General features: G+C 70.2%; 26 protein-coding genes. 20 read left to right on the top strand and 6 right to left on the bottom strand.

Annotation, left to right across the window (positions count from 1 at the left end; genetic code table 11):
- Positions 1 to 243: 243 nt before the first annotated feature.
- The 18 genes from QUY26_RS11950 (at position 244) to QUY26_RS11865 (ending at position 17,010) form a co-directional block, all read left to right on the top strand.
- Complete coding sequence (locus QUY26_RS11950) at positions 244 to 1,368, top strand: LCP family protein (protein ID WP_289945816.1); 1,125 nt, start codon at positions 244 to 246, stop codon at positions 1,366 to 1,368.
- Between the two features lie 169 nt (positions 1,369 to 1,537).
- Positions 1,538 to 1,762 carry a 50S ribosomal protein L31 gene (gene rpmE / locus QUY26_RS11945; protein ID WP_138961823.1) on the top strand — a complete coding sequence of 75 codons (225 nt, stop codon included), beginning with the start codon at positions 1,538 to 1,540 and terminating at the stop codon, positions 1,760 to 1,762.
- Between the two features lie 99 nt (positions 1,763 to 1,861).
- Complete coding sequence (gene prfA / locus QUY26_RS11940) at positions 1,862 to 2,938, top strand: peptide chain release factor 1 (RefSeq protein ID WP_289945810.1); 1,077 nt, start codon at positions 1,862 to 1,864, stop codon at positions 2,936 to 2,938.
- Positions 2,939 to 2,975: 37 nt separating this feature from the next.
- Positions 2,976 to 3,821, top strand: coding sequence for a peptide chain release factor N(5)-glutamine methyltransferase (prmC, locus tag QUY26_RS11935; protein ID WP_289945807.1), 846 nt, complete (start codon positions 2,976 to 2,978; stop codon positions 3,819 to 3,821).
- Between the two features lie 73 nt (positions 3,822 to 3,894).
- The gene (locus QUY26_RS11930) at positions 3,895 to 4,542 is read left to right on the top strand and encodes an L-threonylcarbamoyladenylate synthase (protein ID WP_289945805.1); all 648 of its coding nucleotides are present in this window, start codon (positions 3,895 to 3,897) and stop codon (positions 4,540 to 4,542) included.
- Entirely contained in the window at positions 4,539 to 5,243 is a 705-nt protein-coding gene (locus QUY26_RS11925; RefSeq protein WP_289945803.1) for a protein-tyrosine-phosphatase, read from the top strand. The genes QUY26_RS11930 and QUY26_RS11925 overlap by 4 nt, the downstream gene beginning before the upstream one ends.
- 242 nt (positions 5,244 to 5,485) lie before the next feature.
- Positions 5,486 to 6,784 carry a serine hydroxymethyltransferase gene (gene glyA, locus QUY26_RS11920; protein WP_289945801.1) on the top strand — a complete coding sequence of 433 codons (1,299 nt, stop codon included), beginning with the start codon at positions 5,486 to 5,488 and terminating at the stop codon, positions 6,782 to 6,784.
- 102 nt (positions 6,785 to 6,886) lie between these two features.
- Positions 6,887 to 8,305, top strand: a complete 1,419-nt coding sequence (locus QUY26_RS11915; RefSeq protein ID WP_289945799.1) for an MraY family glycosyltransferase — start codon at positions 6,887 to 6,889, stop codon at positions 8,303 to 8,305.
- A gap of 259 nt (positions 8,306 to 8,564) precedes the next feature.
- On the top strand, positions 8,565 to 9,026 hold the full coding sequence (locus QUY26_RS11910) for a hypothetical protein (RefSeq protein WP_289945797.1): 462 nt from the start codon (positions 8,565 to 8,567) through the stop codon (positions 9,024 to 9,026).
- Positions 9,027 to 9,302: 276 nt separating this feature from the next.
- Complete coding sequence (gene atpB / locus QUY26_RS11905) at positions 9,303 to 10,073, top strand: F0F1 ATP synthase subunit A (RefSeq protein ID WP_033264375.1); 771 nt, start codon at positions 9,303 to 9,305, stop codon at positions 10,071 to 10,073.
- A 73-nt stretch (positions 10,074 to 10,146) separates the two neighbouring features.
- A complete protein-coding gene (atpE, locus tag QUY26_RS11900; RefSeq protein ID WP_016643250.1) occupies positions 10,147 to 10,392 on the top strand; it encodes an ATP synthase F0 subunit C in 246 nt (81 codons plus the stop codon).
- A 41-nt stretch (positions 10,393 to 10,433) separates the two neighbouring features.
- Entirely contained in the window at positions 10,434 to 10,982 is a 549-nt protein-coding gene (locus QUY26_RS11895) for a F0F1 ATP synthase subunit B (RefSeq protein ID WP_289945791.1), read from the top strand.
- On the top strand, positions 10,979 to 11,803 hold the full coding sequence (locus tag QUY26_RS11890) for a F0F1 ATP synthase subunit delta (RefSeq protein ID WP_289945788.1): 825 nt from the start codon (positions 10,979 to 10,981) through the stop codon (positions 11,801 to 11,803). Before QUY26_RS11895 ends, QUY26_RS11890 begins: the two co-directional genes overlap by 4 nt.
- Before the next feature lie 119 nt (positions 11,804 to 11,922).
- Positions 11,923 to 13,515, top strand: coding sequence for a F0F1 ATP synthase subunit alpha (gene atpA / locus QUY26_RS11885; protein WP_289945785.1), 1,593 nt, complete (start codon positions 11,923 to 11,925; stop codon positions 13,513 to 13,515).
- Positions 13,516 to 13,535: 20 nt separating this feature from the next.
- The gene (locus tag QUY26_RS11880) at positions 13,536 to 14,453 is read left to right on the top strand and encodes a F0F1 ATP synthase subunit gamma (protein ID WP_289945783.1); all 918 of its coding nucleotides are present in this window, start codon (positions 13,536 to 13,538) and stop codon (positions 14,451 to 14,453) included.
- A complete protein-coding gene (gene atpD / locus QUY26_RS11875) occupies positions 14,453 to 15,895 on the top strand; it encodes a F0F1 ATP synthase subunit beta (RefSeq protein WP_289945781.1) in 1,443 nt (480 codons plus the stop codon). Before QUY26_RS11880 ends, atpD begins: the two co-directional genes overlap by 1 nt.
- Positions 15,896 to 16,027: 132 nt before the next feature.
- On the top strand, positions 16,028 to 16,402 hold the full coding sequence (locus QUY26_RS11870) for a F0F1 ATP synthase subunit epsilon (RefSeq protein WP_016643256.1): 375 nt from the start codon (positions 16,028 to 16,030) through the stop codon (positions 16,400 to 16,402).
- 149 nt (positions 16,403 to 16,551) lie between these two features.
- On the top strand, positions 16,552 to 17,010 hold the full coding sequence (locus tag QUY26_RS11865) for a DUF2550 domain-containing protein (RefSeq protein WP_289945778.1): 459 nt from the start codon (positions 16,552 to 16,554) through the stop codon (positions 17,008 to 17,010).
- Positions 17,011 to 17,035: 25 nt separating this feature from the next.
- Here QUY26_RS11865 and QUY26_RS11860 read toward each other — a convergent pair whose 3' ends face one another.
- Both QUY26_RS11860 and QUY26_RS11855 read right to left on the bottom strand, forming a co-directional pair.
- Entirely contained in the window at positions 17,036 to 17,710 is a 675-nt protein-coding gene (locus tag QUY26_RS11860) for a response regulator (RefSeq protein ID WP_289945775.1), read from the bottom strand.
- Positions 17,707 to 18,888, bottom strand: a complete 1,182-nt coding sequence (locus QUY26_RS11855; RefSeq protein WP_289945773.1) for a sensor histidine kinase — start codon at positions 18,886 to 18,888, stop codon at positions 17,707 to 17,709. The genes QUY26_RS11860 and QUY26_RS11855 overlap by 4 nt, the downstream gene beginning before the upstream one ends.
- Before the next feature lie 239 nt (positions 18,889 to 19,127).
- On the opposite strand from QUY26_RS11855, the gene QUY26_RS11850 reads away from it, so the two are divergent.
- Positions 19,128 to 21,464, top strand: coding sequence for an MMPL family transporter (locus QUY26_RS11850; RefSeq protein WP_289945772.1), 2,337 nt, complete (start codon positions 19,128 to 19,130; stop codon positions 21,462 to 21,464).
- A 69-nt stretch (positions 21,465 to 21,533) separates the two neighbouring features.
- Here QUY26_RS11850 and QUY26_RS11845 read toward each other — a convergent pair whose 3' ends face one another.
- The 3 genes from QUY26_RS11845 to QUY26_RS11835 all read right to left on the bottom strand — a co-directional run bounded on the left by QUY26_RS11845 (position 21,534) and on the right by QUY26_RS11835 (position 25,489).
- Positions 21,534 to 23,411 (bottom strand): glycoside hydrolase family 18 chitinase, encoded by a 1,878-nt coding sequence (locus QUY26_RS11845; RefSeq protein WP_289945770.1) that lies wholly within the window; start codon positions 23,409 to 23,411, stop codon positions 21,534 to 21,536.
- Between the two features lie 231 nt (positions 23,412 to 23,642).
- Positions 23,643 to 24,293 carry a response regulator gene (locus QUY26_RS11840; RefSeq protein WP_289945769.1) on the bottom strand — a complete coding sequence of 217 codons (651 nt, stop codon included), beginning with the start codon at positions 24,291 to 24,293 and terminating at the stop codon, positions 23,643 to 23,645.
- Complete coding sequence (locus QUY26_RS11835; protein WP_289945768.1) at positions 24,290 to 25,489, bottom strand: sensor histidine kinase; 1,200 nt, start codon at positions 25,487 to 25,489, stop codon at positions 24,290 to 24,292. The genes QUY26_RS11840 and QUY26_RS11835 overlap by 4 nt, the downstream gene beginning before the upstream one ends.
- Before the next feature lie 182 nt (positions 25,490 to 25,671).
- On the opposite strand from QUY26_RS11835, the gene QUY26_RS11830 reads away from it, so the two are divergent.
- A complete protein-coding gene (locus tag QUY26_RS11830; protein WP_289945767.1) occupies positions 25,672 to 26,253 on the top strand; it encodes a hypothetical protein in 582 nt (193 codons plus the stop codon).
- A gap of 19 nt (positions 26,254 to 26,272) precedes the next feature.
- On the opposite strand, the gene QUY26_RS11825 is transcribed toward QUY26_RS11830, so the two are convergent.
- Positions 26,273 to 26,845, bottom strand: coding sequence for a cob(I)yrinic acid a,c-diamide adenosyltransferase (locus QUY26_RS11825; RefSeq protein ID WP_289945765.1), 573 nt, complete (start codon positions 26,843 to 26,845; stop codon positions 26,273 to 26,275).
- Positions 26,846 to 26,854 lie beyond the last annotated feature (9 nt).

Raw genomic sequence — 26,854 nt, 5'->3', positions numbered from 1 at the left:
AGAGACCTTGCCCACACGGATAAGAGTTTCTTACGGTCACTGGCGGTAGCGCTCTCCTGAGCGAAACCCCAGGTGGGGGGCCAAAAGTACGAGACGACGCACACGGTGCGTAGCCATCGGACCTCGGGGCGCTCACAGGGCGCTGTGCAACCCTTCTTTCGGTTTTCACGTCTGACAATTGACGAAAACCCGCAGCTGGCCCTGAAAGCAGGGGGTACCCGACCGACGAGGACTGAGGAGCGCATGACCGACGAGAGCAGCCCCGCCGACGCGAAGCCGAAGCACCGCGGCAAGGGCGGTCGGCGACGCAAGCCGCGCAGCAAGCGCAAGAAGGCGCTCGTCATCACGGCGTGGTCCGCCGCCGCCGTGGTCGTCCTCGGGGGCACCGGCCTCGGCTACGTGTACTTCAAGCTCAACGGCAACATCAAGGGCGTCGACATCAACGCCGCGCTCGGCACCGACCGCCCCGAGAACATCGACAACGGCTCCCAGGACATCCTCGTCCTCGGCTCCGACTCGCGCTCCGGCAAGAACGCCAAGTACGGCAAGGACGAAGGCGCCGCCCGCTCCGACACGGCGATGATCGTGCACGTCTACAAGGGCCACAAGAAGGCGAGCGTGGTCTCCATACCCCGCGACACCCTCATCACCCGGCCCGAGTGCGCGGTCAAGGACGGCGACGGCAAGGTGGACCCGGGCGGGCAGCGCCAGATGTTCAACACGGCGTACGAGGTCGGCGGCCCGGCCTGTGCCGTCAAGACGGTCGAGAAGATGTCCGGCATCCGCATGGACCACTACATCGAGGTCGACTTCACGGGCTTCAAGAAGCTCATCGACACCCTCGGCGGCGTCGACATCACCACCCAGCAGCCGATCAAGGACAAGGACAGCCACCTCGACCTGCCGGCGGGCTCCCACACCCTCAACGGCGAGCAGGCCCTCGGCCTCGTCCGCACCCGGCACGGCGTCGGCGACGGCAGCGACCTCGGCCGCATCCAGCTGCAGCAGGCCTTCATCAAGGCCCTGATGGACCAGGTCAAGGACATCAACCTCTTCGGCAACCCGAAGAAGCTCTACGACCTCGCGGACTCCGCCACCAGCGCCATCACCACCGACTCCGAGCTGGACACGGTCAAGGACCTGGCGGGCTTCGCAGACGGCCTCAAGGGCATCGGCTCCGGCGACATGAAGATGGTCACGCTGCCCGTCCAGTACGACCTGGCCGACCGCAACCGCGTGGTGCCCCTGGAAGAGGCCGACCAGCAGGTCTGGGACGCCCTCAAGGCCGACCGGCCCATCCCCAAGTCCGCCACCGACAAGTCGGCGGGCGACAAGGGCAGCGCCGGCAAGGTCGTCACCAGCGACTGACCCCGCGGGCAGCCCCCGGGGAGCCCCCGGGTCCGGGCCGGGAATACTTCCGGCCCGACCCCGGTTTGGGCAGATGCGGCCAGTCCTGGCAGACTGGTACGTCGGCCCCGGTTCACGCATCCGCATCCCGCGTCTGCGACCCGGTGCCCTCCCGAAACTAGGAGACACCTTGAAGCGCGACATCCACCCCGAGTACGTCGAGACGCAGGTCAGCTGCACCTGTGGCGCGTCGTTCACCACCCGTAGCACGATCTCCGGCGGCGCCATCCGCGCCGAGGTCTGCTCCGAGTGCCACCCGTTCTACACGGGCAAGCAGAAGATCCTCGACACCGGTGGCCGTGTGGCCCGCTTCGAGGCCCGCTTCGGCAAGGCTGCCGGCTCCGCCAAGAAGTAGCGAGCCACCTGCGCCGGTCTTCGGCCGCCCTCACCAGGGGGTGGCCGGGACCGGCGTTTGCCGTCCCGCAGCCCCTTCACGCAGAACCAGGAGCCCCCGATGTTCGAGGCGGTCGAGGATTTGGTCGGCGAGCACGCCGACCTGGAGACGAAGCTCGCCGACCCTTCGGTCCACGCCGATCAGGCCAACGCGCGCAAGCTGAACAAGCGCTACGCCGAGCTGACCCCGATCGTCTCGACGTACCGCACCTGGAAGCAGCTCGGTGACGACATCGAGACCGCGCGCGAGTTCGCCGCCGACGACCCGGACTTCGCGGCCGAGGTCAAGGAGCTGGACAAGGAGCGCGACGAGGTCACCGAGAAGCTGCGTCTCCTGCTGGTCCCGCGCGACCCGAGCGACGACAAGGACGTCATCCTGGAGGTCAAGGCGGGCGCGGGCGGCGACGAGTCGGCGCTGTTCGCGGGCGATCTCCTGCGCATGTATCTGCGGTACGCCGAGCGCGTCGGCTGGAAGACCGAGATCATCGACGCCACCGAGTCCGAGCTCGGCGGCTACAAGGACGTCCAGGTCGCCGTGAAGACCAAGGGCGGCCAGGGCGCCACCGAGCCCGGCCAGGGAGTCTGGGCGCGGCTGAAGTACGAGGGCGGGGTGCACCGCGTGCAGCGCGTGCCCTCCACCGAGTCGCAGGGCCGCATCCACACCTCCGCTGCCGGTGTGCTCGTCACGCCCGAGGCCGAGGAGGTCGACGTCGAGATCCACGCGAACGACCTGCGGATCGACGTCTACCGCTCTTCGGGCCCCGGCGGTCAGTCCGTCAACACCACCGACTCCGCCGTGCGCATCACGCACATCCCCACCGGAGTCGTCGCCTCCTGCCAGAACGAGAAGAGCCAGCTCCAGAACAAGGAGCAGGCGATGCGTATCCTGCGCTCCAGGCTTCTCGCCGCGGCGCAGGAGGAGGCGGAGAAGGAGGCGGCGGACGCCCGTCGCAGCCAGGTCCGCACCGTCGACCGCTCCGAGAAGATCCGTACGTACAACTTCCCGGAAAACCGCATCTCCGACCACCGAGTGGGCTTCAAGGCGTACAACTTGGACCAGGTGCTCGACGGCGACCTCGACGCCGTCATCCAGGCCTGCGTCGACGCGGACTCCGCAGCGAAGCTCGCCGCCGCGTAAGCCCACCCTTCGACGAACCGCCCCCCGGAGGACCAGCGTGAACCTGCTGCTCGCGGAAGTGGCCCAGGCCACCCAGCGGCTGGCCGACGCCGGCGTGCCCTCGCCGCGCAACGACGCGGAGGAGCTCGCCGCCTTCGTGCACGGCGTGAAGCGGGGCGAGCTGCACTCCGTCAAGGACGCGGACTTCGACGCCCGCTACTGGGAGACCATCGCGCGCCGCGAGGCCCGCGAGCCGCTCCAGCACATCACCGGCCGCGCCTTCTTCCGCTACCTGGAGCTCCAGGTCGGGCCCGGCGTCTTCGTGCCCCGCCCCGAGACCGAGTCGGTCGTCGGCTGGGCCATAGACGCCGTCCGGGCGATGGACGTCGTCGAACCGCTGATCGTCGACCTGTGCACCGGCTCGGGCGCCATCGCCCTCGCCATGGCGCAGGAGGTCCCGCGCTCGCGCGTGCACGCCGTGGAGCTGTCCTCGGACGCGCTGCCGTGGACGCGCAAGAACGTCGAGGGGTCCAGGGTCGACCTGCGCCAGGGCGACGCGCGCGACGCGTTCCCCGAGCTCGACGGTCAGGTCGACCTCGTCATCTCCAACCCCCCGTACATCCCGCTGACGGAATGGGAGTACGTTGCGCCGGAGGCCCGGGACTACGATCCCGAACTCGCCCTGTTCTCCGGCGAGGACGGCCTCGACCTGATCCGCGGCATCGAGCGCACCGCGCACCGGCTGCTGCGGCCCGGCGGGGTCGTCGTGGTCGAGCACGCGGACACCCAGGGCGGCCAAGTGCCGTGGATCTTCACGGAGGAGCGGGGCTGGGCGGACGCCGCCGACCACCCCGACCTGAACAACCGGCCGCGGTTCGCGACCGCCCGCAAGGCGCTGCCGTGACCACCGCGGCGACGAAGAAGACGATGCACGTGATGTACGCCGACGAGACGTACGTGTACGAGGAGGCCAGCTGATGGCACGGCGATACGACACCAACGACGCGACCGACCGTTCGACCGGTCTGCGCGAGGCCGCGTCCGCCGTCCGCCGTGGCGAACTGGTCGTGCTGCCCACCGACACCGTGTACGGCATCGGCGCCGACGCCTTCAGCCCCGAGGCGGTCGCCGACCTCCTCGACGCCAAGGGCCGCGGCCGCTCCATGCCGACGCCCGTCCTCATCGGCTCCCCGAACACCCTGCACGGCCTCGTCACGGACTTCTCCGAGTCCGCCTGGGAGCTCGTCGACGCCTTCTGGCCGGGGGCCCTCACCCTCGTCGCCCGGCAGCAGCCCTCCTTGCAGTGGGACCTCGGCGACACCCGCGGCACCGTCGCCATCCGCATGCCCCTGCACCCCGTCGCCATCGAGCTGCTCACCGACGTCGGCCCGATGGCCGTGTCCTCGGCCAACCTCACCGGGCACCCGGCGCCGGAGGACTGCGACGCCGCCCAGGAGATGCTCGGCGACTCCGTCTCCGTCTACCTCGACGGCGGCCCCACGCCCGGCATCGTGCCCTCCTCCATCGTGGACGTGACCGGCAAGGTCCCCGTCCTGCTGCGCGCCGGCGCGCTCGACGCGGACGAGCTGCGCAAGGTCGTACCCGACCTCGAGGTGGCCAATTGAGGGCCCCTGAGCCGGGGCGTGGCATAGCGGGCCGCAGCGAGACAGCCGAGCACTCGGTGGCCTTCGGTTCCCTCGGAGCCGCGGGCACACCCGGCAGCTTCCGCATCCTCCACGTCAGCACCGGCAACGTCTGCCGCTCACCCATCACCGAGCGGCTGACCCGGCATGCCCTCACCGACCGGCTCGGCGACCCCCTCACCGGAGGGCTCGTCGTCGAGAGCGCCGGGACCTGGGGGCACGAGGGCGCGCCCATGGAGACCAACGCCGAGGCCGTCCTCGCGGACTTCGGGGCCGACGCCTCCGGCTTCGTGGGCCGTGAGCTCCTCGACGACCACGTCATCCGGGCCGACCTCGTCCTCACCGCGACCCGGGACCACCGGGCGCAGGTCATCTCCATGGGGCACTCCGCCGGGCTTCGCACCTTCACCCTGAAGGAGTTCACCCGGCTCGTGCGGGCCATAGACCCGGCCACGCTGCCCGACCCCGACGGCACCGACGGCATCGTCGAGCGCGCCCGCGCCCTCGTCCGCGCCGCCGCCGCCCTCCGCGGCTGGCTCCTCGCCCCCTCCGCCGAGGCCGACGAGGTCTACGACCCCTACGGCGCCCCCCTGCCCTTCTTCCGCTCCGTCGGCGGCGAGATCCAGCAGGCCATCGAGCCGGTGGTGACGGCGTTGACGGGGGTGCCGGCGGCGCGGGCGTAGTGGCCTCGCGGGTGCGCCCCAGTCCCGCCCCTCCTCCGAAACCGGGGGCTGCGCCCCCTGGACCCCCGTATCGGCGCTCCGCGCTTCGTCCTCAAACGCCGGACGGGCTAGATATAGCCCCTCCGGCGTTTGAGGAGCGGGGTCTGGGGGCGGAGCCCCCGGTTCCGGGAAGGGGCGGGGTTGGGGACCGTCGCGGTAGCGCCCACCGCGCACCCCCACCACCCCCGGCCTACATTGGAGAGATGACGACGGCCGACGCGGGACCCGCCGCCGCTGCGGCGGCGTACGCGGGGCTGCGGCGGCAGGACCCGGAGCTGGCCGACGTGGTGCTCGGCGAGCTGGCGCGACAGTCGAGCAGCCTGCAGCTGATCGCGGCGGAGAACTTCACGTCGGAGGCCGTCCTCACGGCCCTGGGCTCGCTACTGGCGAACAAGTACGCGGAGGGCTACCCGGGAGCCCGCCACCACGGCGGCTGCGAGCTGGTGGACGTGGCGGAGCGCATCGCCACGGACCGCGCGAAGGCCCTGTTCGGCGCCGACCACGCGAACGTACAGCCGCACTCGGGCTCCGCGGCCGTCCTCGCGGCCTACGCGGCCCTGCTGCGCCCGGGGGACACGGTCCTGGCGATGGGCCTGCCGTACGGCGGCCACCTCACGCACGGGTCGCCCGCGAACTTCTCGGGACGCTGGTTCGACTTCGTGGGGTACGGCCTCGATCCGGAGACGGAGCTGATCGACTACGAGGAAGTGCGGGCGCTGGCGCGCAGGCATCGGCCGAAAGCCATCGTGTGCGGCTCGATCGCCTACCCCCGGCACATCGACTACGCGGCCTTCCGCGAGGTGGCGGACGACGTGGGCGCCCATCTGATCGCCGACGCCGCCCACCCCGTGGGCCTGGTGGCGGGCGGCGCGGCACCGAACCCGGTGCCGTACGCGGACGTCGTGTGCGCGACGACGCACAAGGTCCTGCGCGGCCCGCGCGGCGGCATGATCCTGTGCCGCCGGGAGCTGGCGGAGCGGGTCGACCGGGCGGTGTTCCCGTTCACGCAGGGCGGCGCCCAGATGCACACGATCGCCGCCAAGGCGGTGGCGTTCGGCGAGGCGGCGACACCGGCCTTCACGGCGTACGCGCACCAAGTCGTGGCGAACGCAAAGGTGTTGGCGCAGGCGCTGGCGGAGGAGGGGTTCGACATCAGCACCGGCGGCACGGACACGCATCTGATTCTGGCCGACCCGACCCCGCAAGGGGTGACGGCGGCGGTGGCCCGCGGCCGTCTCGCCGCGGCCGGACTCGTCCTTGACACCTGCGCGCTGCCCCGCGGCGGAGCCGCTGATGGCACGGTCGGCGACGGCCGGGGACTGCGGCTCGGGACGGCGGCCGTCACCACGCAGGGCATGGGCGAGGGTGAAATGGCAAGGATCGCCGCCCTGTTCGCGGGCGCGGTCCGTGAGGAGGCCAAAGTCAGGGACACGGTGCGGGAACTGGCGGGCCGGTTTCCGCCGTATCCGAGTACGGACAGAGGGCGATCCGCACCCGTGTAGCGGACTTGTGCAACGATCGTCGCTACCCAGACGTCCCCAACCTTATGCGCGCGAAGCTAGGGTGTGGTGCTGAGATGGCCAGCGATACCTGTGGGGAAGCCCGTGCGTGAATATCTGCTGACGCTCTGCATCACGGCCGCGGTGACCTACCTGCTGACCGGCCCGGTGCGGAAGTTCGCGATCGTGGCCGGCGCCATGCCGGAGATCCGCGCGCGCGACGTGCACCGGGAGCCGACGCCCCGGCTCGGCGGAATCGCGATGTTCTTCGGCCTGTGCGCGGGCCTCCTGGTCGCCGACCACCTGCCGAACCTCAACGAGGTCTTCACGAAGTCGAACGAGCCGCGCGCGCTGCTCTCCGGCGCCGCGCTGATCTGGCTCATCGGGGTCCTCGACGACAAGTTCGAGATCGACGCGCTGATCAAGCTCGGCGGCCAGATGATCGCCGCGGGCGTGATGGTCATGCAGGGTCTGACGATCCTGTGGCTGCCCATCCCGGGCGCCGGCACGGTGTCCCTCACCCAGTGGCAGGGCACGCTGCTCACCGTCGCCCTGGTGGTCATCACGATCAACGCCGTGAACTTCGTCGACGGCCTGGACGGCCTGGCGGCGGGCATGGTGTGCATCGCGGCCGCGGCGTTCTTCATGTACGCGTACCGCATCTGGTACGGGTACGGCATCGAGGCCGCCGCCCCCGCCACGCTCTTCGCGGCCATCCTGATGGGCATGTGCCTGGGCTTCCTGCCGCACAACATGCATCCGGCCAGGATCTTCATGGGCGACTCGGGGTCGATGCTCATCGGTCTGGTGCTGGCCGCGGGCGCCATCTCCATCACCGGGCAGGTCGACCCGGACGCGATGAAGCTGAACCTGGGCGGCACCCGGGACGCCACGCACGCGATGCTCCCGGTCTTCATCCCGCTGCTGATGCCGCTGACGATCATCGCGATCCCGTTCGCGGACCTGGTGCTCGCCATCGTGCGCCGCACCTGGAAGGGCCAGTCGCCGTTCGCCGCCGACCGCGGCCACCTGCACCACCGGCTCCTCGAGGTCGGCCACTCGCACAGCCGCGCGGTCCTGATCATGTACTTCTGGTCGGCCCTCATCGCCTTCGGCACCGTGGCCTACTCGGTGCACTCCACGAGCATGTGGATCCTGCTCCTGATCGTCTTCTTCAGCGCGGTCGGCCTCGCCCTGCTCCTGCTGCCCCGCTTCACCCCGCGCACCCCCGGCTGGGCGGAGAGCTTCGTGCCGCCGCGGTACCGGCGCAGGCGGGCGGCGGCCGCCGAGGCCGCGTACGGGACGCGGGACGCCACTGCGGCGGCCGGTGCCGGTGGGGCCGCCGGAGCCGCGGAGACGGCGGGGGAGGGCGCGGGGAGGCCCACCGGGGCCGACACCGCCGATGCCCCCGGCGATGCGGACGGGCCGTCCCGCCGTCCGGTCGGCGCGGGCGTCAACGGCGCGACCGCCCTCGGCACCCGCCCGCGCTTCCTGGACCGGCGCAAGGCCGGTTCGCCGCGTTGACGCCAGCACCAAAGCGTCCATTACCAGACAATGCGCCCGCCCTCGTGCACAGACGCGCGGATTACTTCTCATGTGTGACGGCGGGCACACCTGGCAGGTAAAGACCTCATCAAATAGTTTGTGATACCGTTCACGAAACCCGGCGACAGAGCCGAAGGACCGTAGTGCGACGGTCTCTTGGCCCGAGGACCCCACTCGGTCCGGGTCTACGCTCGTCCATGACGACACCCTGCCCCCATCTGTAAGCGGAGTTGCCGCCATGCCGTCTCAAGACACCCGGAATCTCCTGCAGTGCGCCGTGCCCACGGCCGCCGCCGGCGCGATCATCGCCGTCGTCAGCGGTGTGGTCTCGGGCGGCAAGGGAGCAATCGGCGCTGTCGTCGGCACCGCGGTGGTCGTCGCCTTCATGGGACTCGGTGTGTACGTCCTGCAGCGGACGGCAAAATCGCTTCCGCAGCTGTTCCAGGCGATGGGCATGATGCTCTACGTCGCCCAGCTGCTGTTGCTTCTCGTCTTCATGGGTCTGTTCAAGGACACCACCTTGTTCAACCCGAAGGTCTTCGCGCTCGCGCTCGCCGTCTCGACCGTCGTGTGGATGGCGTCACAGGCTCGCGCGCACATGAAGGCCAAGATCTTCTACGTCGACCCGGAACCCGAACCTTCCTCCGCCAACTCTTCCAAGAAGAGCGAAAAGGCGGAGAAGTCGGGGTCCTCGACGTGAGTGGTAGGGCCGGGATAAATGCCCGTTCGAGATCCTGCTATCGTCCGGTGCCAACTGCGGCACTGCAGGCGCGGGCATCTGAGCTGACGCCTGCACCATCGCGAGGCTCGATGCCTGTCCGCCGCTCACACTTCCGAAACACCAGTCCGGTGCCGACCCGCGGCTGCGCGCCGCGCCGACACGACAACGAGGTTGCCGTACCTATGCGTCACGCCGAAGGAGCCCGCGGTGAGTGCTGACCAAACTGAGCTCGCCTTTGACTGGAGCTGTCGGATCATGTCCGACAACGGCTGTGGCTTCCCGGCTCCGGGCCTGCACTCGTTCCTCTTCAAGCCGATCTTCGAGGTCGGTGGGTTCGAGTTCAACAAGGTGATGCTGCTCGCCCTGATCTCGACCGCGCTCGTGGTGACCTTCTTCTACGCCGCTTTCGGCAAGGCGAAGATGGTCCCGGGCAAGGTCCAGATGATCGGCGAGGCCGGCTACGACTTCGTACGCCGCGGGATCGTGTACGAGACCATGGGCAAGAAGGACGGCGAGAAGTACGTCCCCCTGATGGTCTCGCTGTTCTTCTTCATCTGGATCATGAACATCTGGTCGGTGATCCCGCTGGCCCAGTTCCCGGTGTCGTCGGTCATCGCCTACCCGTTCGTTCTCGCGGGCATCGTGTACTTCGTCTGGGTCCCCCTGACGTTCAAGCGCCACGGCTTCGTCGGCGGCTGGAAGAACATCACCGGCTACGACAACTCCCTCGGCCCGATCAAGTGGCTCGTCGCGTTCATCGAGTTCTTCTCGAACCTCCTCGTGCGCCCCTTCACGCACGCGGTGCGACTCTTCGCCAACATGTTCGCCGGTCACCTGATGCTGGTGATGTTCACCGTCGCCTCCTGGTACCTCCTGAACAGCTGGCTGATCCCGGCCGCCGGTGTCTCCTTCGTGATGACCATCGCGATGATCGGCTTCGAACTCTTCGTGCAGGCCGTCCAGGCGTACGTCTTCGTGCTCCTCGCCTGCTCCTACATCCAGGGCGCTCTCGCCGAGCACCACTGAGCCCCCTCCCGCAACCCCCTAAGCGCCCGGTGGCCAACCCCCACCGGTCCAAGAAAGAGAAGGAAGTAACGGCATGTCCGCGACTCTCGAGCTCGCCGCCCTCCAGGGTGACATCAAGGCCCTCGGCTCCATCGGCTACGGCCTCGCGGCCATCGGCCCCGGCATCGGTGTCGGCATCGTCTTCGGCAAGGGCACCGAGGCGCTCGCCCGTCAGCCCGAAGCCGCTGGTCTGATCCGTGCCAACCAGATCCTCGGTTTCGCCTTCTGTGAGGCGCTCGCCCTGATCGGCATCGTCATGCCGTTCGTCTACGGCTCCTGATCGCCGCAGACGAATAGTCCCGTTCGACGAAAGGCACTGATGTGATCGCCAACCTGGTTCAGCTGGCGGCCGAGGAAGAGCAGAACCCGCTCATTCCTCCGGGCCCCGAGCTGCTTGTCGGCGCCATCGCCTTCGCCATCGTTTTCTTCTTCTTCTGGAAGAAGCTCATCCCGAACATCAACAAGGTTCTGGAAGAGCGCCGGGAGGCGATCGAAGGCGGTATCGAGAAGGCCGAGGCCGCTCAGACCGAGGCCCAGAGCGTCCTTGAGCAGTACAAGGCTCAGCTCGCCGAGGCCCGGCACGAGGCCGCGCGGCTGCGCCAGGAGGCGCAGGAGCAGGGCGCCCAGCTCATCGCCGAGATGCGGGCCGAGGGCCAGCGGCAGCGCGAGGAGATCGTCGCCGCCGGTCACGCCCAGATCGCGGCCGACCGCAAGGCCGCCGCGCAGTCGCTGCGCCAGGACGTGGGCCAGCTGGCCACCGAACTGGCCGGCAAGCTGGTCGGCGAGTCCCTCGAGGAGCACGCCCGGCAGAGCCGCACCATCGACCGCTTCCTCGACGACCTCGACGCGAAGGCCGAGGCCACTCGATGACAGCGCACGGAGCCAGCCGCGAGGCCCTGGCCGCCGCGCGTGAGCGTCTCGACGCGCTGACCGACAACACCTCGGTCGACGCGAAGCAGCTCGCGGACGAGCTGGCCGCGGTCACCGCGATGCTCGACCGCGAGGTCTCGCTGCGCCGGGTCCTCACCGACCCCGCGCAGTCCTCGGAGGCCAAGGCGGAACTGGCCGGACGCCTGCTCGGCGGCAAGGTCGGCGGCGAGACCGCCGACCTGGTGGCCGGCATGGTGCGCTCCCGCTGGTCGCAGTCGCGCGACCTGGTGGACGGCCTCGAGGAGCTGGCCGACCTCGCCGACCTGACCGCCGCGCAGAAGTCGGGCGCGCTGGACAGCGTCGAGGACGAGCTCTTCCGGTTCGGCCGGATCGTCTCCTCCAGCACCGAGCTGCGGTCGGCGCTCACCGACCGGGCCGCGAACGCCACCGCCAAGAGCGGCCTCGTGCGCGGTCTGCTCGACGGCCGGGCGGACGTCGTCACGGAGCGTCTGGTCGAGCGTCTTGTGACCGCGCCCCGTGGACGTAGCCTGGAAGAGGGCCTCGAGTCCCTCTCCAAGCTGGCCGCGGACCGCCGGCAGCGCATGGTCGCCGTCGTCACCTCCGCCGTTCCGCTGTCGGACCAGCAGAAGCAGCGGCTCGGCGCGGCGCTCGCGAAGATCTACGGGCGCCAGATGCACCTGAACCTCGACGTGGACCCGACGGTCCTCGGCGGGATCCGGGTGCAGGTGGGCGACGAGGTCATCAACGGCTCCATCGCGGACCGCATCGAGGACGCGCACCGCCGCATGGCGGGCCAGTAACTCAACAAGCAAGATCGACGGCCCGGGTTGGGCCGTGCACAGGATGCAAAGTTTCTGGGGGGAGCCCCCAGATCCCCCAAAGAAACTTCGGGCCCAATCAAGGAGAGCAGGGAACCCAGATGGCGGAGCTCACGATCCGGCCGGAGGAGATCCGGGACGCGCTGGAGAACTTTGTCCAGGCGTACAAGCCGGACGCGGCCTCGCGCGAGGAGGTCGGTACGGTCACCCTGGCCGGCGATGGCATCGCGAAGGTCGAGGGCCTGCCCTCGGCCATGGCCAACGAACTGCTGAAGTTCGAGGACGGGACCCTCGGTCTCGCGCTGAACCTGGAAGACCGCGAGATCGGTTCGATCATCCTCGGTGAGTTCAGCGGTATCGAGGAGGGGCAGTCGGTGCAGCGCACCGGCGAGGTCCTTTCGGTCGCGGTGGGCGAGGGCTACCTCGGCCGCGTCGTCGACCCGCTCGGCAACCCGATCGACGGCCTCGGCGAGATCGAGACGTCCGGCCGCCGTGCCCTTGAACTGCAGGCCCCCACGGTCATGCAGCGCAAGTCGGTGCACGAGCCGATGGAGACCGGCTACAAGGCCGTCGACGCGATGACCCCGATCGGCCGCGGTCAGCGTCAGCTGATCATCGGTGACCGCCAGACCGGCAAGACCGCCCTGGCCGTCGACACGATCATCAACCAGCGCGACAACTGGCGCTCCGGTGACGTGAACAAGCAGGTCCGCTGCATCTACGTCGCCATCGGTCAGAAGGGCTCCACCATCGCCTCCGTGCGCGGTGCCCTGGAAGAGGCCGGCGCCCTGGAGTACACGACCATCGTCGCCGCCCCGGCGTCCGACCCGGCCGGCTTCAAGTACCTCGCGCCGTACACCGGCTCGGCCATCGGCCAGCACTGGATGTACGAGGGCAAGCACGTCCTCATCGTCTTCGACGACCTGTCGAAGCAGGCCGACGCCTACCGCGCCGTGTCCCTGCTGCTCCGCCGCCCGCCGGGCCGCGAGGCCTACCCGGGTGACGTCTTCTACCTGCACTCCCGCCTGCTCGAGCGCTGTGCGAAGCTCTCGGACGAGATGGGCAAGGGCTCGATGACCGGTCTGCCGATCGTCGAGACCAAGGCGAACGACGTCTCGGCGTTCATCCCGACCAACGTCATCTCCATCACCGACGGCCAGTGCTTCCTGGAGTCGGACCTGTTCAACGCCGGTCAGCGTCCCGCGCTGAACGTCGGTATCTCCGTCTCCCGAGTCGGTGGTTCCGCGCAGCACAAGGCGATCCGTCAGGTCTCCGGCCGACTGCGCGTGGACCTCGCCCAGTTCCGTGAGCTGGAGGCGTTCGCCGCCTTCGGTTCCGACCTGGACGCCGCGTCCAAGGCGCAGCTTGAGCGTGGCCAGCGCATGGTCGAGCTGCTCAAGCAGCCGCAGTACCAGCCGATGGCGACCGAGGACCAGGTCATCTCCGTCTGGGCCGGCACCACCGGCAAGATGGACGACGTACCGGTGGGCGACATCCGGCGCTTCGAGCGCGAGCTGCTCGACTACCTGCACCGCAAGGAGCAGGGCCTGATGACCTCCATCAAGGAGGGCGCCAAGATGTCGGACGACACGATCACGGCCATCGGTGACGCCGTCGCGGAGTTCAAGAAGCAGTTCGAGACCTCGGACGGGAAGCTTCTCGGCGAGGACGTTCCTGCCGCTGCCGGCAAGTGACGACGGAAGGGACCTGACTCATGGGAGCCCAGCTCCGGGTCTATAAGCGTCGCATCAAATCCGTCACCGCGACCAAGAAGATCACCAAGGCGATGGAGATGATCGCCGCCTCGCGCGTCGTCAAGGCGCAGCGCAAGGTGGCGGCCTCCACGCCGTACGCGACCGAGCTGACGCGCGCGGTCACGGCGGTGGGCACCGGTTCGAACACCAAGCACCCGCTGACGACCGAGCCGGAGACGTCGACGCGTGCCGCGGTGCTGCTCCTCACGAGCGACCGCGGTCTCGCCGGCGCCTTCAACTCCAACGCCATCAAGGCCGCGGAGCAGCTGACCGCGCGCCTCGAGGCCGCGGGCAAGGAGGTCGACGTCTACGTCGTCGGCCGCCGCGGTGTGGCCCACTACAACTTCCGCGAGCGCACGATCGCGAAGCAGTGGACCGGCTTCACCGACCAGCCCGAGTACGCGGACGCCAAGGCGGTCGCGGGCCCGCTGATCGAGGCCATCGAGACGGAGACGGCCGAGGGCGGCGTGGACGAGCTCCACATCGTCTACACCGAGTTCGTGTCGATGATGACGCAGACGGCGGTCGACGGCCGCCTGCTGCCCCTCAGCCTCGATGAGGTGGCCGAGGAGTCGACGGCGAAGGGCGAGATCCTGCCGCTGTTCGACTTCGAGCCGTCGGCGGAGGACGTCCTCGACGCCCTGCTGCCGCGCTACGTCGAGAGCCGCATCTACAACGCGCTGCTGCAGTCGGCTGCCTCCAAGCACGCCGCCACGCGCCGCGCGATGAAGTCGGCCACCGATAACGCCGGAGACTTGATCAACAACCTCTCCCGGCTTGCCAACGCGGCCCGCCAGGCCGAAATCACCCAGGAAATCAGCGAGATCGTCGGCGGCACCGCAGCCCTGTCCGACGCGACCGCGGGGAGTGACAAGTAATGACGACCACTGTTGAGACGGCCGTTGCCACGGGCCGCGTCGCCCGGGTGATCGGCCCGGTCGTCGACGTGGAGTTCCCCGTCGACGCGATGCCGGAGATCTACAACGCCCTGCACGTCCAGGTCGACGACCCGTCGACCGAGGGCGCGAAGAAGACGCTGACCCTCGAGGTCGCCCAGCACCTGGGCGACGGCGTGGTCCGCGCGATCTCGATGCAGCCCACCGACGGTCTGGTCCGCCAGGCCCCGGTGACCGACACGGGCGCGGGCATCTCCGTGCCGGTCGGCGACGTGACCAAGGGCCGGGTGTTCAACACCCTCGGTGAGGTCCTGAACGACGACCCGTCCACGGTCGCCGAGGCCGAGCGCTGGACGATCCACCGCAAGGCCCCGGCCTTCGACCAGCTCGAGTCCAAGACCGAGATGTTCGAGACCGGCCTGAAGGTCGTCGACCTCCTCACCCCGTACGTCAAGGGTGGAAAGATCGGTCTGTTCGGTGGTGCCGGTGTCGGCAAGACCGTGCTGATCCAGGAAATGATCGTCCGTGTGGCCAAGCTGCACGACGGTGTCTCCGTCTTCGCCGGTGTCGGTGAGCGCACCCGTGAGGGCAACGACCTCATGGTCGAGATGGAGGAAGCCGGCGTTCTGGACAAGACCGCGCTGGTCTTCGGCCAGATGGACGAGCCGCCGGGCACGCGTCTGCGCGTGGCCCTGGCCGGTCTGACCATGGCGGAGTACTTCCGCGATGTGCAGAAGCAGGACGTGCTGTTCTTCATCGACAACATCTTCCGCTTCACCCAGGCCGGTTCCGAGGTCTCGACCCTGCTCGGCCGCATGCCCTCCGCGGTGGGCTACCAGCCGAACCTGGCCGACGAGATGGGTCTCCTCCAGGAGCGCATCACCTCGACCCGTGGTCACTCGATCACCTCGATGCAGGCGATCTACGTCCCCGCGGACGACCTGACCGACCCGGCCCCGGCCACCACCTTCGCCCACCTCGACGCGACGACGGTGCTCTCCCGTCCGATCTCCGAGAAGGGCATCTACCCGGCCGTGGACCCGCTGGACTCCACGTCCCGCATCCTGGACCCGCGCTACATCGCGCAGGACCACTACGACGCCGCCATGCGCGTCAAGGGAATCCTGCAGAAGTACAAGGACCTCCAGGACATCATCGCGATCCTCGGTATCGACGAGCTCGGCGAAGAGGACAAGCTCGTCGTGTCCCGTGCCCGTCGTGTGGAGCGCTTCCTCTCCCAGAACACCCACGCCGCCAAGCAGTTCACCGGCGTGGACGGTTCGGACGTGTCCCTCGACGAGTCGATCGCGGCCTTCAACGCGATCTGCGACGGCGAGTACGACCACTTCCCGGAGCAGGCGTTCTTCATGTGCGGTGGTCTCGAGGACCTGAAGAAGAACGCCAAGGAGCTCGGCGTCTCCTGAGCCAAGCAGCTCACCGGGAGAGGGGCGGGTACACCCCGCACGACGGGGTCGTGTCCGCCCTTCTCCCTACGCCCACTAGAATTTGACCCAACACCCGGCTGAACCGCCGGGTGGTGACCCGAGGAGCCACCCTTGGCTGCTGAGCTGCATGTCGAGCTGGTCGCCGCGGACCGCAGTGTCTGGTCCGGCGAGGCCACCCTGGTCGTCGCGCGCACCACGTCCGGCGACATCGGCGTCATGCCCGGTCACCAGCCGCTGCTCGGTGTGCTGGAGTCGGGCCCGGTGACCATTCGTACGAGCGACGGCGGGACGGTCGTCGCCGCGGTGCACGGCGGATTCATCTCGTTCGCCGACAACAAGCTGTCGCTGCTCGCCGAGATCGCCGAGCTCTCCGACGAGATCGACGTCCAGCGTGCTGAGCGGGCGCTCGAGCGTGCCAAGTCGGAGGCCGACGCCTCCGCCGAGCGGCGCGCCGACGTCCGACTTCGCGCGGTGGCGGCGCGCTGACCCCCGGCGCGCGGCGTAACGTGACTCAGCCGCGGCCAGGACCGGAGCCTTCCGGACCTGGTCGCGGCTGAGGCGATGCGGGTGCGGTTCCGGGTGCGGTTGTTTGGTCCGTTTCGAGAAGTCGTGTTGAGGCGAGGAGGTCGGTGCCGATGATCCTCGTTCTGCTCGTGTGCGGACTTGTGTTGATCGCGCTGGTGTTGCTGGGGCTCTTCGTCTTCGGACTGCGCCGTCGGCTGATCCAGCGCTCCGGGGGCACCTTCGACTGCAGCCTGCGCTGGCACGCCCCCGACCCCAAGGAGTCCGCGGGCGTCTCCGGCAAGGGCTGGGGCTACGGCGTCGCCCGCTACAACGGCGACCGGGTCGAGTGGTTCCGCGTCTTCTCGTACGCGCCCCGGCCGCGCCGCATCCTGGAGCGCTCGGCGATCGAGGTCGTGGACCGGCGTGCCCCGGACGGCGAGGAGGAGCTGGCGCTGCTCTCCGACGCGGTGGTGCTCGGCTGCCTGCACCGGGGGGTGCGCCTTGAGCTCGCGATGAGCGAGGACGCGCTGACCGGCTTCCTGGCCTGGCTGGAGGCCGCACCGCCCGGCCAGCGGGTGAACGTGGCGTAGGCCGCCCCGGGGCGGCCCGCGAAGCCTACTCGCCCGCCGTGACCAGGCCCGATTCGTAGGCCGCTATGACCGCCTGGGCGCGGTCGCGGGCACCCAGTTTGGCGAAGACTGCGGTGACGTGGTTCTTCACCGTGGAGGGGCTGATCCGGAGTTCCTCGGCTATCTGCGTGTTGTCGTGCCCCCGGGCGATGAGCGTCCAGACGTCCGTCTCGCGGGACGTGAGGTCGGGGCGGATGTGCCGCGTCGCGACCCGGGGCGCCGGTGTGGTGACGTAGGCCGAGATGAGCCGGGTGAGCAGCCGCGGGGCCACCGCCGCCTCGCCGCGGCTCACGGTGTGGACCGCGGCCACCAGCTCCTCGGGTGACACGTCCTTGGGCAGGAAGCCCGCGGCGCCCGCGCGCAGCGCCCCGACCACGTACTCGTCCATGTCGAAGGTGCTCAGGGCGAGGACGCGGCAGTCGGGCAGCTCGGCGGCGAGGGCCGCGGTCGCCTCGACTCCGTCGAGGCGGGGCATGCGGATGTCCATGAGGACCACGTCGGGCCGGAGCCGGAGCGCGAGGTCCACGGCCTCGCGGCCGTCCCCGGCTTCGCCGACGACGCTCACGCCGGGGTTGGCGTGGAAGATGAGCGTGAGTCCCCTGCGTACGAGTGGCTGGTCGTCGGCGATCAGGACGGTCAGGGGGCTTTCGGCTGCGGTCAACGGATCGTCGCTCTCTGGTGGGGCGCGGGGGCCTGCTCGGCGGCGGGCAGGGGCAGTGTCGCAAGGACCCGGAAGCCGCCTTCGGGCCGGGGGCCCGTCGCCAGCGTGCCCCCGTGCAGGGCCACGCGTTCGCGCATGCCGACGAGGCCGTGTCCGGCGCGGCCCCTGCGCGGGGCGGTGGTGCCGGGGCCGTCGTCGCGTATCTCGACGGTGAGCAGTTCGGGCCCGTAGTCGAGGCGCACCGTGGCGCGGGCGGCGCCCGCGTGCTTGCGGATGTTGGTGAGGGCTTCCTGGACGATCCGGAACACGGTGAGGCCGAGGGTGGGGGCGAGCTCCTGGCGGACGCCGTCGACGAGCAGTTCGGTGTCCACCCCCGCCTGGCGCGATTCGACGATCACCCGAGGCAGGTCGGTCACGTCCGGCTGGGGAGCGGCCGGGCTGCCCTCGGCGTCCTCGTCGGTGCGCAGGACGTCCAGGAGCTGGCGCATCTCGCTGAGCGCGAGGCGGCCGGAGTCTTCCAGGGACTTCAGGGCGTCCTGGGCGAGGTCCACGTCGTGCTGGACCACCTTGCGGGCGCCGCCCGCCATCAGCTGCATGGCGGTGATGTGGTGCGCGACGACGTCGTGCAGTTCGCGGGCGATGCGGCGGCGCTCGGCGGCGACCGCGCCCGCGGCGAGCAGCTCGCGGTGGGCGGCGAGTTGCCGCTGCCACTGGCGCGCGGCACAGCCCGCGACGACCGCCATGCCGACGCCCACCACGTCCCCGACGAGCGCGCGCACCAGTTCCTCGTCCGCGCCGATCCCGGTCGCCTGGAGCGCGACGACGGCCACCGCCCCCGCGGCCACCGCTACGCGCTGCGGCCGCTCCAGGCCCACGGTGAACAGGGCGACGACGAGGGAGATGGACAGCCCGTACGCGTTGGCGGCGACGCAGCTGATGACGGTCAGGGTGACGAGCACGGCGGCGAGGGCGGCCAGGGGGTGGCGCCGGAGCACGACCAGGCAGACGGGGAACAGGAAGTGCAGCGCGAAGACGCCCGCGTTCCAGTTCACGCCGTTGGTCCCCACGTTCAGTGTGTACGCGGTGAGGTCGAGCACCAGGGCGCCGAGCGCCACCTGGACCTCACGGCGGCTGGGCCTCAGGCCGCCGGGCCGTGGCGGGTGGCTGCGCGCGAGCATGCCGTCGTACTCCTTACCGCGGGGACGTTTGGGTCCATTCCAGTCTGCGGGGCCGGTGCGGGCGTCATCCTTCGGGGGGAGCTCGCGGCTGGGAGCAGGGTCCTGCCCCGGCGGCGGGCCGTGGCCCTGGTCCCGGGGCGGTTTCGTCGCCGCGGGTGAGGATCCGGCGGGGTGCCGGTGATCTTCTGGAAGGGCCCGGTGGGACCGGGCTCCACCCACCCGCCGGAGGAACCGGAACCGTGATCAGATCCCTGACGGCCTGCACCACACGCCATGCCTGGAAGTTCATCCTGCTCTGGGCGGTCGTCGGCATCGCGCTGACTTTGGTCGGCCAGGCCAAGCTGAACAGCGTCACCGAGCCCGATGTCGCGGGCTTCCTGCCGAAGTCGTACGACTCGGCGGCCGCGCTGCGCATCGCCGAGGACGAGTTCGGGGCGAAGCCCGACGACAACGCCGTCACCGTGCTCGTTGCCCGCGAGGACGGGCGCGATCTCGCCGCGGGCGACCGTGCGCGCATCGACAGGATCGCGGCCGGGCTCGGCAAGCACCGCCTGAAGATGCCCAACCCCGACGACATGCCGTCGTTCCTGCTTGACGACCACTCCCAGACGCCCGTCGTGCGGCCGCTGTCCGACGCGCCCGACCACTCCTTCCGGCTCGTCTCCGTCTCGCTCGACGGCAACAGGAACGACCCCGCGCTCCAGGACCTCTTCCGTGACTTCCGCGACCGCGCCGAGCAGGAGTTCGGCCGGGCGGACCTGCGCACCGGGTTCACCGGCGGCCTCGCGGACCTCGCCGATACGGCGGACGACCAGGAGGACACCGAGAAGCTGGTCGGGATCCTGACCATGGGGCTCATCGTGCTCCTGAACGTACTCGCGTTCCGCAGTGTGCTCGCCGCGCTCCTGCCGCTGCTCGCGGTCACGGTCATCGGCGGCGCCGCGACCGGCGCGGTGGTCGGTGCGGCGATGCTGTTCGACTTCAAGCTCGACCCGTCGACACCGTCCCTGATCACCGTGGTGCTCCTGGGCATCGGCATCGACTACTTCCTGTTCCTGCTGTTCCGCTTCCGCGAGCTGTTGAGGGCCGATCCGGCGGCGCGCCCCCGGGACGTGGCCGCGGAGTGCGCGGGCCGGGTCGGCGCGGCGATCGCGTCGGCAGCGCTCACCATCGTGGCGGCGTTCGCCACCCTGGGCATCGCCAGCTTCGGACAGTTCCAGGTGCTCGGCCCAGCCATCGCGGTGTGCGTCCTGGTGATGCTCGTCGCCAGCCTCACCTTCATGCCCGCGCTGCTCGCGGTGTCCGGGCGCAAGATGTTCTGGCCGTCGCGGTCGCTGCGCAAGGAGCCGCGGCCGGGGACGAGCGCGCGGCTCGGGGAGCGCGTGGCCCGGCGTCCGTTCCTCTTCGTGGCCGCGAGCGTCGGACTGCTTCTCGCGCTGAGCGCCGGCGCGCTCGGCATGAAGATGGACTACGGCACGGACTCGGGCCCCGACGACACCCCCGCGGCCGTGACCGCCAAGGAGATCTCCAAGGCGCTGCCCGGCGGCGTGGACAGCCCGCACACCGTGTACGTCGCGGCTGACGGGACGAAGAAGGGCACGATCGACCGGGCGGGCCTTGCCGGACTCACCAAGGACCTGAAGGCGGTCAAGGGCGTCGGGCGCGTGGCGCCGCCGGTGCTCAACAAGGAGCACACGGCCGCGAAGGTGGACTTCTACCTGGACGTGGACGTGCAGTCGCAGCGGGCCCGCGACCTTGTCTCCGACGAGGTGCGGCCGGTCGTCTCCAAGGCGGCGCCGCCCGGCACCGAGGCCCACGTCTCCGGCCAGGCCGCGATCTTCTCGGACATCTCCGAGGCGGTGTCGAAGGACCTCAAAGTGGTCTTCCCGGTCGCCGCCGGGCTGATCGCCCTGATCCTGGTGGCCCTGCTGCGCAGCCTGCTCGCGCCGCTGGTGCTCATGCTCGCCATCGGGCTCGGCTTCACGGCGACGCTCGGGTCCGGCGTGCTCGTCTTCCAGCACCTCCTGGACCGGCCGGGCGTGTCCTTCACGCTGCCGCTCGTCCTCTTCCTGTTCGTCGTCGCCCTCGGCACCGACTACAACATCCTGATCAGTGACCGCATCCGGGAGGAGATGGGACGGCCGGGCTCGGCCCGGCAGGCGGTGGCCGACGCGGTGCGGCACACGGCCCCGGCCATCGTCACCGCCGGAGTCGTCCTCGCGGGTTCCTTCGCGAGCCTCGCCGTGAACCCGTCCCCGGCCACCCAGGAGATAGGCCTCGTCACCGCGCTCGGCATCGGTCTGTCGTCGCTCGTCCTCTCGATCGTCCTGGTGCCCGCGGTGGTGGCGATGCTCGGCCGGGCGACGTGGTGGCCCTCGCGGTCGGGCCGCGGATCCGGCGGCGCTCACGGCGGCCACGGCCACCAGGTGCCCGTCCCCGCGCAGTTCGGGGTGTACGCGGAGACCTGCCAGCGGCAGGAGCACGGCTCCTCATACGGATCGCAGTACGGATCGCAGTACGGATCGCAGTACGGGCCGCCGTACGGATCGGACTACGGTTCGGAGCTGCGCCGCTGACGGGAGGGTGTGGAGAAGCCGGGGAGGCGGGGGGCGTTCCCGCCTTCCCGGCTTCGTCGTGCGGGCCCGTTACTTCAGGCCGTCATTGATCGCTGTCACCAGTTCGCCGTTCGCGGTGTCGCCGCTGAACTCCCAGAAGAAGGCGCCGCCGAGGCCCTGCTCCTTCGCCCAGGCCATCTTGGCGCGGATCGTCGCCGGGGTGTCGTACGACCACCAGTTGTTGCCGCAGTGGGCGTAGGCAGTGCCCGCGACCGTGCCGTTGGACGGGCAGGAGTTCTTGAGGACCTTGTAGTCCTCGATGCCCGCCTCGTAGGTGCCCGGCGCGGCCGCGGTGGCCGTGCCTCCTGGCTCCTTCTGGGTGACGCCGGTCCAGCCGCGGCCGTAGAAGCCGATGCCGAGCAGGAGCTTCTTGGCCGGTACGCCCTTGGCCTTGAGCTTGTTGATCGCCGCCGCGGAGTTGAAGCCGCCCTTCGGGATGCCCGGGTAGTCGGTCAGCGGCGAGTGCGGGGCCGTCGGACCCTTGGCGTCCCAGGCGCCGAAGAAGTCGTACGTCATCACGTTGTACCAGTCGGTGTACTGCGCGGCGCCGCCGTAGTCGGCCGCGTCGATCTTGCCGCCGGGGGAGGCGTCGGCGGTGATGGCGGCGGTGACGAGGTTGTTCGCGCCGAACTTGGTCCGGAACGCCTGCATCATCGTCTTCATCACGGCCGGGCCGCTGGAGTCACAGCTCAGGCCGCACGCGTTCGGGTACTCCCAGTCGAGGTCGATGCCGTCGAACACGTCCGCCCAGCGCGGGTCCTCGACCAGCTTGTAGCAGGAGTCCGCGAACGCCTCCGGGTTCTTCATGGCGTCCGTGAAGCCGCCGGACCAGGTCCAGCCGCCGAACGACCAGAGGACCTTGATGTGCGGGTACTTGGCCTTCAGCTTGCGCAGCTGGTTGAAGTTGCCGCGCAGCGGCTGGTCCCAGGTGTCGGCGACGCCGTCGACGGACTGGTCGGCGGTGTACGCCTTGTCGTAGTCGGCGTAGGCGTCACCGATGGTGCACTTGCCGCCCTGGACGTTGCCGAACGCGTAGTTGATGTGCGTGATCTTCTCGGCGGAGCCGGAGGACACGATGTTCTTCACGTGGTAGTTGCGCTGGTAGACGCCCCAGTTGGTGAAGTATCCGAGCTTCACCTTGTCGCCGGGGCCGGGGTCCGTGCCGCCGCCGGTGGTGCGCACCTTCACCGAGCCGCTGGCGGGCCCGGTCTGGTCCGCGGTGTCGCGGGCCTGGACGCTGTACGAGTAGTCGGTGCCCTTGGTGAGGCCCGAGTCCGCGTACGAGGTGCCGGTGACCGTCGCGACCTTCGCGCCGTCGCGCAGCACGTCGTAGTTCTTGATGCCCTTGTCGTCCGTCGCGGCCTTCCAGTCCAGCTTCACCGAGGTGTCGGTGATGTCGGACGCGGTCGGGGTGCCGGGGGCGGAGGGCGGGTTGTCGCCGGGCTGGCCGCCGCCGTCGCAGCTCTCGCCGTTCAGCGTGCAGTTGGACGGGGAGCCGGGGCCTGAGCCGTTGAAGCCGAAGGAGACGGTCGCGCCGGGGGCGAGGGAGCCGTTCCAGCCGAGGTTCTTCGCGGTCCACTTGTTGCCCGAGTTGGTGACCGTCGCGTCCCACGCCGACGTCACCCTGGTGCCGGCGGGGAAGTCCCACTCGACCGTCCAGGAGCTGAGGGCGGTGGTGCCGGTGTTCTTGATGGTCCACTTGCCCTCGAAGCCGGAGCCCCAGTCCTGGGTCTTGGCGTACGTGGCGGTGGCCCCGGCGGCGGCCTTCGGCGCGGCCTGCGCACTCTTCGGCGCCGTGGCCGGGGCTGCCTCGGCGGATCCGCCGAGTGCGACGAGGGTGGCGAAGGGGAGCAGGAGGGTGGTGAGCCCGGCTGTCAGCCGATGTCTTGACCTGTGTCTGACGCGCAAGGGGTGCTCCTCGGTCGAGTTCCGGGGGTGGGGGCTGAGCCCTGCGACGCCCGTGAGCACGTTGTGCACGTGCTGTGCCTTCCTTGTGCCCACCGCAGTGCCGCGAGAATAGAAAGGTCTGGACCAACGGTCAAGGGTCTGAACCAATGCCCGAAGAGCGGGAGTTGGATGGAACGGGGTGGAAATGGCCCGTCCGGCGATGGCGGACGGGGCCGTCAGGCCGATCGGCGGTCAGACGCCGAGCTCCTGGGCGAGCACGGCCGCCTGCACCCTGCTGCGCAGCTCCAACTTGCCGAGCAGGCGGCTCACATGGGTCTTCACCGTCGCCTCCGCCATGTCCAGGCGGCCGGCGATCTCCGCGTTGGAGAGGCCTTCGCCGAGGCAGGAGAGGACCTCGCGTTCGCGGCGGGTGAGGGTGTCGAGCACCGCCGGATCCACCGTGCTGCCCTGGCGCGGGGTGCGCTGCGGCGTGGCGAACTCGGCGATCAGGCGGCGGGTGACCGCGGGGGCGATCAGGCCCTCGCCGCGGGCCACCGTGCGCACCGCCTCCAGGAGGTCCTTCGCCTCCGTGTTCTTCAGGAGGAAGCCGGACGCGCCCGCGCGCAGCGCCCCGAAGACGTACTCGTCGAGGTCGAACGTGGTCAGCACGAGCACGTCCGCCAGCTGTTCGGCCACCACCTGGCGGGTCGCGGAGACGCCGTCGAGCCGGGGCATCTGCACATCCATGAGGACCAGGTCGGGCCGCAGCTCCCGGGCCAGGGCCACGGCCTGCTCGCCGTCCGCGGCCTCGCCGACGACCTCCATGTCGGGCGCGCTGCGCAGGATCAGGACCAGGCCCGCCCGCACGGCGGACTGGTCCTCGGCGACGAGCACGCGGATCATTCGGGGACTCCTTGGTCTTTGGGGTCGATGGGCAGTCGGGCCTCGACCCGCCACACCTTGGCGCCGGGCACGTCCGGGTGCGCCTCGGGGCCGGAATCGAAGGTCCCGCCGAGCAGCGCGGCCCGCTCCTCCATGCCGACGAGACCGGCGCCGGAGCCGGGTGCGCGCGGCCCCTTGACCTCGCCGAACGGGCTGGTCACCCGCACGCGGAGCCCGTCGCGCTCCCGGACGAGGGCCACGGTGACCAGGCCGGGCGCGGCGTGCTTGAGGGCGTTGGTGAGGGACTCCTGGACGATGCGGTACGCGGCCAGCTCGACCGGCGCCGGCAGGGGCGCGTCGTCCGGGGTGCGGGCGTCGTCGAGGCGGACGTCCAGGCCGTTGGTGCGGGCGTTCTCGGCGAGCGCGCCGAGGCCGTCCAGGGTGGGCGCGGCGGCCGGTTCCAGGTCGCCGCTGGAGTCGCGCAGGATGCCGATGAGGCGGCGCATCTCGGCGAGGCCCTCCACGCTGTTCTCGCGGATGACGGTGAGCGCGTCCTTCGTGGTGCGCGGGTCGTCGAGGGACAGCGCGGCCGTGGAGTGGATGGCGATGGCCGACAGGTGGTTGGCGACCATGTCGTGCAGCTCGCGGGCCATCCGCGCGCGCTCGGCGGTGACGGCCTGCGCGCGGTCCTTCTCGGCGAGCAGGGCGGTCTGCTCGGCGCGCAGCCTGGCCAGGTCCGCGGCCTCCCTGTGGTTGCGGACCAGGACGCCTGTGGTCGCGGGTGCGAACGACACGAGCGCGGTCACGGCGCCCACGAGGATCGCGTCGGCCTGCCGGAACCAGGCCAGGAAGCCGACGGTCACGGCGACCGTGATCAGGCCAGTCGTGACCGGGATGCGTCGGGCCTGGGCGGGCGTGCCGTACACCACGGCCGCGTACACCAGGTCCGTGAACATCACGACCGTCGCCAGATTCCCGGTCGTGAACTGGTCGGCGATGACCGCGACGGTGCCCGCGCCGAGCGCGAACTGGGGGGCCGTGCGGCGCGTCAGCTCCAGACCCGCCATGACGAACAGCGGAATCAGGGACCAGTTCGGGCCGAGCACACGGGACTGCATCGTGATGCCGAGCGCGTACAGGCCGAGGCCGCTGACCAGGCTGACCACACAGATGCGGACGTCGACGACGTCCGGGCGGCGGGGGAGCGGCAGCGGCATGACTCCATCCAACACGGCCCGGCGCGCCCTGGCCTCCCTATACCGGGTGAAGCCGCGGTACATCGAAGGATGCAGCCGCGATTCGTCACTCGCGACGACGATCCCCGGCGTTCCCGGCGGGAGCCTGGAGAGGTGAGTACGAGGACCAGGGCCCACGGGGCCGACGTCAGGAGGAACGAGCCGTGATCGTCACATTGATCATCATCTGCGAGGTCGGCTTCTGGGTGATCCTCGCCGCGGGCCTCGGCGCCCGCTACCTGCTGCGGATGCCCCGCCTCGGCCTCGCGATCCTGCTCCTTGAGCCGGTGCTCGAACTGCTCCTGCTCGTGGTCACGGCCATCGACCTGAAGAACGGGGCCGACCCGAGCTGGAAGCACGGCCTCGCCGCGGTCTACATCGGCTACACCGTCGGCCACGGCCACCGCACCGTGAAGTGGCTCGACGGCCACGCCGCGCACCGCTTCAACGGCACCCCGGTGCCGCGCCCGCCGCGCTACGGCATGGCGCGCGCCCAGCACGAGGGCAAGGTCTGGCTGGGCACGGTCCTCGCGGCGGCGGTCGCCTCCGGGCTGCTCCTGCTCGCCAAGTGGTACGTGGACGACCCGGGCCGCACCGGCTCGCTCGACTCGTGGATGTACATGGCGTGGCGCGCCGCCGGCATCCACGGCCTGATCGCGCTGAGCTACGCGCTGTTCCCCAAGCGGAAGCCGGCGCCGGGCCCGGAGGAGCGCGACGAGCGGCCGCACGACCTCACCAAGGTCTGAAGCCCGCCCGCCGCGCCGGTCAGCGCTCCCCGCCCGGCACCCAGAGCACGTCTCCGACCTCCTTGTTCGCCGTCCGGGCGAGGATGAAGAGGAGGTCGGAGAGGCGGTTGAGGTAGGTCGCGGTGAGCGCGTTCATGCTCTCGCCGTGGGTGTCGAGCGCGGCCCACGTGGACCGCTCGGCCCGCCTGACCACCGTGCACGCCTGGTGCAGCAGCGCCGCGCCCGGCGTACCGCCCGGCAGGATGAAGCTGCGCAGCTTCTCCAGGTCCTCGTTGAAGCGGTCGCAGTCCGCCTCCAGCTTGTCGACGTAAGCCTGCTCGACGCGCAGCGGCGGATACTTCGGGTCCTCGACGACGGGGGTGCACAGGTCGGCGCCCACGTCGAAGAGGTCGTTCTGGACCCGGGTGAGGACCGCCACGACCTCCGGGGCCAGGCCGCCGAGGGCGATGGCGGTGCCGATGGCGGCGTTGGCCTCGTTGGCGTCCGCGTACGCGGAGATCCTGAGGTCGGTCTTGGCGGTCCTGCTCATGTCGCCGAGGGCGGTGGTGCCCTGGTCGCCGGTCCGGGTGTAGATGCGCGTCAGATTGACCATGCGGCCAGC

The sequence above is a fragment of the Streptomyces flavofungini genome (assembly GCF_030388665.1).
GTDB lineage: Bacteria > Actinomycetota > Actinomycetes > Streptomycetales > Streptomycetaceae > Streptomyces > Streptomyces flavofungini_A.
This window is presented reverse-complemented; position numbering and strand designations above follow the sequence as displayed.